Here is a 5,437-nt window from a genome sequence, read left to right as displayed (position 1 = left end):
ACCGACCTGACCAGCGAGCACGGCGACGAAAAGGCGCAGCAGATCCTGCGCGCGCACAATTCCGCCGTGCGCTCGGCGTTGGGCCGGTTCGGCGGCCGCGAGATCAAGCATACCGGCGACGGCATCATGGCCACGTTCGAACACGTGCCTGACGCCGTCTGGGGCATGATCGACGTGCTGAAGGCGGTGCGCGCCCACAACCAGGCTCAGCCGGAAATCCCGCTGCGGATTCGCATCGGCGTCAACGCGGGTGAGCCGATCAGCGCCGAGAACGACTACTATGGGCTGTCGGTGACCATCGCCGCGCGCATCTGCGCCAAGGCGGACATGGACCAGATCATGGTCTCGCAGGTGGTGCGCGACATGTGCGAGGGCACGGAATTGCGGTTCCGCGATCAGGGCGCCATGCCCCTGAAGGGGATCCAACAGCCGCAACGGATCCACGAGGCGCTGTGGGAGGGTTCGCCCTCGCGCGACGAGGCCGCCGCCGATAGCGCCGATAGCGCCGATAGCGCCGATAGCGCCGAGGCCGGCGACGAGACGCCCGCCGCCGAGGAGGCGCCAGCCCCCCAGCCGGCCCCGGGTCCACCCGCGCCGCCCCCATCACCGCCCGAGACCGTCTCGCCAGTCGACCCCGAGGCCGATGGCTGGCTGGACGACCGCCCACCGGCGCCAGAACCGCCCGCGCGTCATTCCAACAGCGCCTAGTGCAGCGACGCCGTCAAGGGTTTCACCCTTGACGGCAAACGTCGCTGCACAACTTTGCGAATCTAGTGCATTCACGCGCCCCATGACCGCCCCCCTCTTGCCCCTCGTCCTCCTCGCCGGGCCGACCGCCAGCGGCAAGTCGTCGCTGGCGCTGGCGCTGGCCGAGGCGCTGGGCGGCACCGTCATCAATGCCGACAGTCTGCAGGTCTACCGCGACCTGCGGATCGTCACGGCGCGGCCGACGCCGGCGGAGGAGGCGCGGGTGCCGCACCGTCTCTATGGCGTGCTGGACGGGGACGACGTGTGTTCGGCGGCACGCTGGGCCGGCATGGCCGCCGACGCCGCCCGCGAGGCCTGGACCGCCGGCCGGGTGCCGATCCTGGTCGGCGGCACGGGCCTTTATATGAAGGCGCTGACCGAGGGCCTGGCCGCCATCCCCGACATTCCGCCCGACATCCGCGCCGCCGCCCGCGCCCGTCTGGAAGAATTGGGCAACGCTGCCTTTCACGCCGACCTTGCCGCGCGCGACCCGGATATGGCGGCGCGCCTGGATCCCGGCAATTCGCAGCGCCTCGCCCGGGCCTGGGAGGTTCTGGAGGCGACCGGCCGCTCGCTGGCGTGGTGGCAGGATCAGCCCCCTGCCCCGCCGCCCCTCTCCGCCCGTACGCTCACGATTGTGCTCGATCCCGAGCGCGAGGCCCTGCGCGCGGCCATCGACGCGCGGTTCGCAGCCATGGTGGAGGCCGGCGCGCTAGACGAGGTGCGTGCCCTGCTGGCCCGCGCCCTTCCCGCCGACCGCCCGGTCATGAAGGCCGTCGGGGTGCCCGACCTGGCCGCCCACCTGCGTGGCGACATCGACCTTGCCACCGCCACCGCCCGCGCCCAGGCCGCCACCCGCCAGTACGCCAAGCGCCAGCGGACGTGGCTGCGCCACCAGATGCGCGCGGACCTGACTCTCACCCCGACTCTCGCCGCGCAATATTCAGAAACGTTGGCCGCGCAAACCATTGCATTCGTTCGCCGGTTTTTGTTGACCGTCTAGGGGGCAGGGACTAGGTTGGCGCTCCCCGCGCCGCCCTCCGGGCCGGCGCGGCAGTTTCGTTTCGTGGTCCGAACCTGTCGGGACCCCGTTTGCAAGGATGCGCACCATGTCAGAGACGCAGCTCAACGGCGCCGAAATCATCCTCAAGGCCCTGGCCGATCAGGGCGTCGAGGTCGTGTTCGGGTATCCGGGCGGCGCCGTGCTGCCGATCTATGACGCGCTGTTCAAGCAGAACCGCATCCGCCACGTGCTGGTGCGGCACGAGCAGGGCGCCGTGCACATGGCCGAGGGCTATGCCCGCTCCACCGGCAAGGTGGGGGTCGTGCTGGTCACCTCCGGCCCTGGGGCGACCAACGCCGTGACCGGCCTGACCGACGCGCTGATGGACTCGATCCCCATCGTCTGCCTGACCGGGCAGGTGCCGACCCACCTGATCGGCAACGACGCCTTCCAGGAGGCCGACACCACCGGCATCACGCGCCAGTGCACCAAGCACAACTATCTGGTCAAGGAGCCTGACAGGCTGGCCCGCACCATCCACGAGGCGTTCGTGGTGGCCGGCACCGGCCGGCCCGGCCCGGTGGTCATCGACCTGCCCAAGGACATCCTGATGGGCAAGGCGCCCTATGTCCCGGCGGCGCGGGTCAAGCACCGCTCCTACAAGCCGCAGCTCAAGGGCGACATCAAGCAGATCGAACAGGCGGTCGAGCTGATGGGCAAGGCCGAGCGGCCGATCTTCTACATCGGCGGCGGCGTGGTGAACTCCGGCCCCGATGCGGCCAAGCTGCTGACCAGCTTCGTGCGCTCGACCGGCTTCCCGATCACCAGCACGCTGATGGGCCTGGGCGCCTATCCGGCGTCGGATCAGCAGTTCCTGGGCATGTTGGGGATGCACGGCACCTACGAGGCCAACCTGGCCATGCACGGGTGCGACCTGATGATCTGCATCGGCGCGCGCTTCGACGATCGGGTGACCGGCCGCCTGGATGCCTTCGCGCCGAACTCCAAGAAGATCCACGTCGATATCGACCCCTCGTCGATCAACAAGAACGTGCCGGTCGACATCGGCATCGTCGGCGACGTCGCCCACGTGATCGAGGACATGATCCGCGTCTGGAAGGCCAAGCAGGTGCGTCCGGCGCAAAAGGCCCTGGCGGCCTGGTGGGGCCAGATCGACCAGTGGAAGGGGCGCAATTCCCTCGCCTACAAGGCCACCGACACCATCATCAAGCCGCAGTACGCCATCCAGCGCCTGTACGAGGCGACCAAGGACCGCGACACCTACATCACGACCGAGGTCGGGCAGCACCAGATGTGGGCGGCCCAGTTCTACAAGTTCGAGGAGCCCAACCGCTGGATGACCTCCGGCGGGCTGGGCACCATGGGCTACGGCTTCCCCTCGGCGCTGGGCGTGCAGGTGGCGCACCCGGAGTCGCTGGTCATCGACATCGCCGGCGAAGCCTCGTTCATGATGAACCTGCAAGAGATGGGCACCGCCACGCAGTACAATCTGCCGGTCAAGGTGTTCATCCTCAACAACCAGTACATGGGCATGGTGCGCCAGTGGCAGGAGCTGCTTCATGGCAGCCGCTATTCGGAAAGCTACTGCGAGGCCCTGCCGGACTTCGTCAAGCTGGCCGACAGCTTCGGCTGGATGGGCCTGACCGTCGACAAGCCGGCCAACCTGGACGACGCCATCCGCGCCATGATCGAGTCCGACAAGCCGGTCTTGCTGGATGTCCATGTGGACCCGTCGGAGAACTGCTATCCGATGATCCCGTCGGGCGCGGCCCACAACGAGATGCTGATGAACTCCGAGGACACCGCCGGCACACAGGTCTCGGACCAGGGCATGATGCTGGTCTAATGATCGCCCGGACCGGTACGACAGAAGCAAAACAAAGATAAAAAGGACACTTGGGGCAATGTCAGTCTTGATGGCGCAGCAGGACATCCGTACCCACACCATCGCCGTTCTGGTGGACAACGAGGCCGGCGTCCTGGCCCGCGTCATCGGCCTGTTCTCGGGACGCGGCTACAACATCGAAAGCCTGACCGTCGCCGAGGTGGACGCCGCCGAGCATCTGTCGCGCATCACGCTGGTGACCTCCGGCACGCCGATGGTGATCGAGCAGATCAAGGCCCAGCTCGGCCGGCTGGTGCCGGTGCGCAAGGTCTCCGACCTGACGGTCGAGGGGCCGTCGGTCAGCCGTGAACTGGCGTTGATCAAGGTCGTGGGCGGCGGCGAAAAGCGCATCGAGTCCCTGCGCATCGCCGACATCTTCCGCGCCAATGTGGTGGACAGCAGCCACGACTCCTTTGTCTTCGAGATCGTCGGCAAGACCGAGAAGCTGGACGCCTTCATCAAGCTGATGGAACCGCTCGGCCTGGCCGAGATCAGCCGCACCGGCGTCGCCGCCATCGCCCGCGGCAACACGGCTCTTTAGGGGGCCTCGCTCCGGCCGCCCGCCCGTCTCGCGATCAAACCATTCCAGGGAACCAAGAACCATGCGCGTGTATTACGACCGTGACGCCGACGTGAACCTGATCAAGGGCAAGAAGATCGCCATCGTCGGCTACGGCAGCCAGGGCCATGCCCACGCCCTCAACCTCCGCGATTCCGGCGTGAGCGAGGTGGCCGTGGCGCTGCGCGAAGGCTCGTCCAGCCGCAAGAAGGCCGAGGGCGAGGGCCTGAAGGTCATGACCCCGGCCGAGGCCGGCGCCTGGGCCGACGTGGTCATGATCCTGACCCCGGACGAGCAGCAGGCCGACCTGTACCGGGACCATCTGGCCGGCACCATGCGCGAGGGCACGGCCATCGCCTTCGCCCACGGGCTGAACATCCACTTCAGCCTGATCGAGCCGCGCGCCGACCTGGACGTGTTCATGGTCGCGCCCAAGGGTCCCGGCCACACCGTGCGCTCCGAGTACGTGCGCGGCGGCGGCGTGCCGTGCCTGATCGCGGTGGCCCAGAACGCCAGCGGCAACGCCCATGAACTGGGGCTGTCCTATGCCTCGGCCATCGGCGGCGGCCGCTCCGGCATCATCGAGACCACGTTCCGCGAAGAGTGCGAGACCGACCTGTTCGGCGAGCAGGCGGTGCTGTGCGGCGGCCTGACCAGCCTGATCCAGGCCGGCTACGAGACCTTGATCGAGGCCGGCTACGCGCCCGAGATGGCCTATTTCGAGTGCCTGCACGAGGTGAAGCTGATCGTCGACCTGATCTACGAGGGCGGCATCGCCAACATGCGCTACTCGATCTCCAACACGGCCGAGTACGGCGATTACGTCTCCGGCCCGCGCGTCATCAACGCCGAGACCAAGGCGGAGATGAAGCGCATTCTGGAGGACATCCAGACCGGCCGCTTCACCAGCAAGTGGATCCAGGAGTGCAAGGCCGGTCAGCCGGAGTTCAAGGCCACGCGCCGCCTGAACGCCGAGCACAACATCGAGGAGGTGGGCGAAAAGCTGCGCGGCATGATGCCGTGGATCGCCGCCAACCGCCTGGTCGACAAGAGCAAGAACTGAGTTCTGATCGTAGATCGTAGGGCGGATTCGGCCCGAGGGGCCAATCCGCCGGTTGCGGTGCCGTGATGGCGGCTTGCGCCTTTGGCGCGAAGCCGCCCTACGAACTGTTCGCAGCCGTCGTAGGGTGCGTCTGGAGGCGGCGACGCCGCCGACGACGCA

The 5,437-nt window shown here is 67.7% G+C and carries 5 protein-coding genes; all 5 read left to right on the top strand.

Annotated elements, in window-relative coordinates:
• The coding region (locus tag Q0309_RS01990) for an adenylate/guanylate cyclase domain-containing protein (protein WP_299436905.1) at positions 1-708 on the top strand (708 nt) is incomplete at its 5' end.
• Between the two features lie 82 nt (positions 709-790).
• Positions 791-1,750 carry a tRNA (adenosine(37)-N6)-dimethylallyltransferase MiaA gene (gene miaA, locus Q0309_RS01985; protein ID WP_299436903.1) on the top strand — a complete coding sequence of 320 codons (960 nt, stop codon included), beginning with the start codon at positions 791-793 and terminating at the stop codon, positions 1,748-1,750.
• Between the two features lie 106 nt (positions 1,751-1,856).
• A complete protein-coding gene (locus Q0309_RS01980) occupies positions 1,857-3,617 on the top strand; it encodes an acetolactate synthase 3 large subunit (RefSeq protein ID WP_299436901.1) in 1,761 nt (586 codons plus the stop codon).
• 58 nt (positions 3,618-3,675) lie between these two features.
• Positions 3,676-4,197, top strand: a complete 522-nt coding sequence (ilvN, locus tag Q0309_RS01975) for an acetolactate synthase small subunit (protein ID WP_299436899.1) — start codon at positions 3,676-3,678, stop codon at positions 4,195-4,197.
• A gap of 61 nt (positions 4,198-4,258) precedes the next feature.
• Positions 4,259-5,278, top strand: coding sequence for a ketol-acid reductoisomerase (gene ilvC / locus Q0309_RS01970; RefSeq protein ID WP_299436897.1), 1,020 nt, complete (start codon positions 4,259-4,261; stop codon positions 5,276-5,278).
• The last annotated feature ends 159 nt before the right edge of the window (positions 5,279-5,437 follow it).

It is taken from the genome of uncultured Rhodospira sp. (genome assembly GCF_937138205.1).
Taxonomy (GTDB): Bacteria; Pseudomonadota; Alphaproteobacteria; order Rhodospirillales; family Rhodospirillaceae; genus Rhodospira.
This window is presented reverse-complemented; position numbering and strand designations above follow the sequence as displayed.

Bases quoted from the DNA above. Each gene is read 5' to 3' on its own strand.
- miaA (WP_299436903.1), top strand. From the start codon at position 791: ATGACCGCCCCCCTCTTGCCCCTCGTCCTCCTCGCCGGGCCGACCGCC.
- Q0309_RS01980 (WP_299436901.1), top strand. From the start codon at position 1,857: ATGTCAGAGACGCAGCTCAACGGCGCCGAAATCATCCTCAAGGCCCTG.
- ilvN (WP_299436899.1), top strand. From the start codon at position 3,676: ATGTCAGTCTTGATGGCGCAGCAGGACATCCGTACCCACACCATCGCC.
- ilvC (WP_299436897.1), top strand. From the start codon at position 4,259: ATGCGCGTGTATTACGACCGTGACGCCGACGTGAACCTGATCAAGGGC.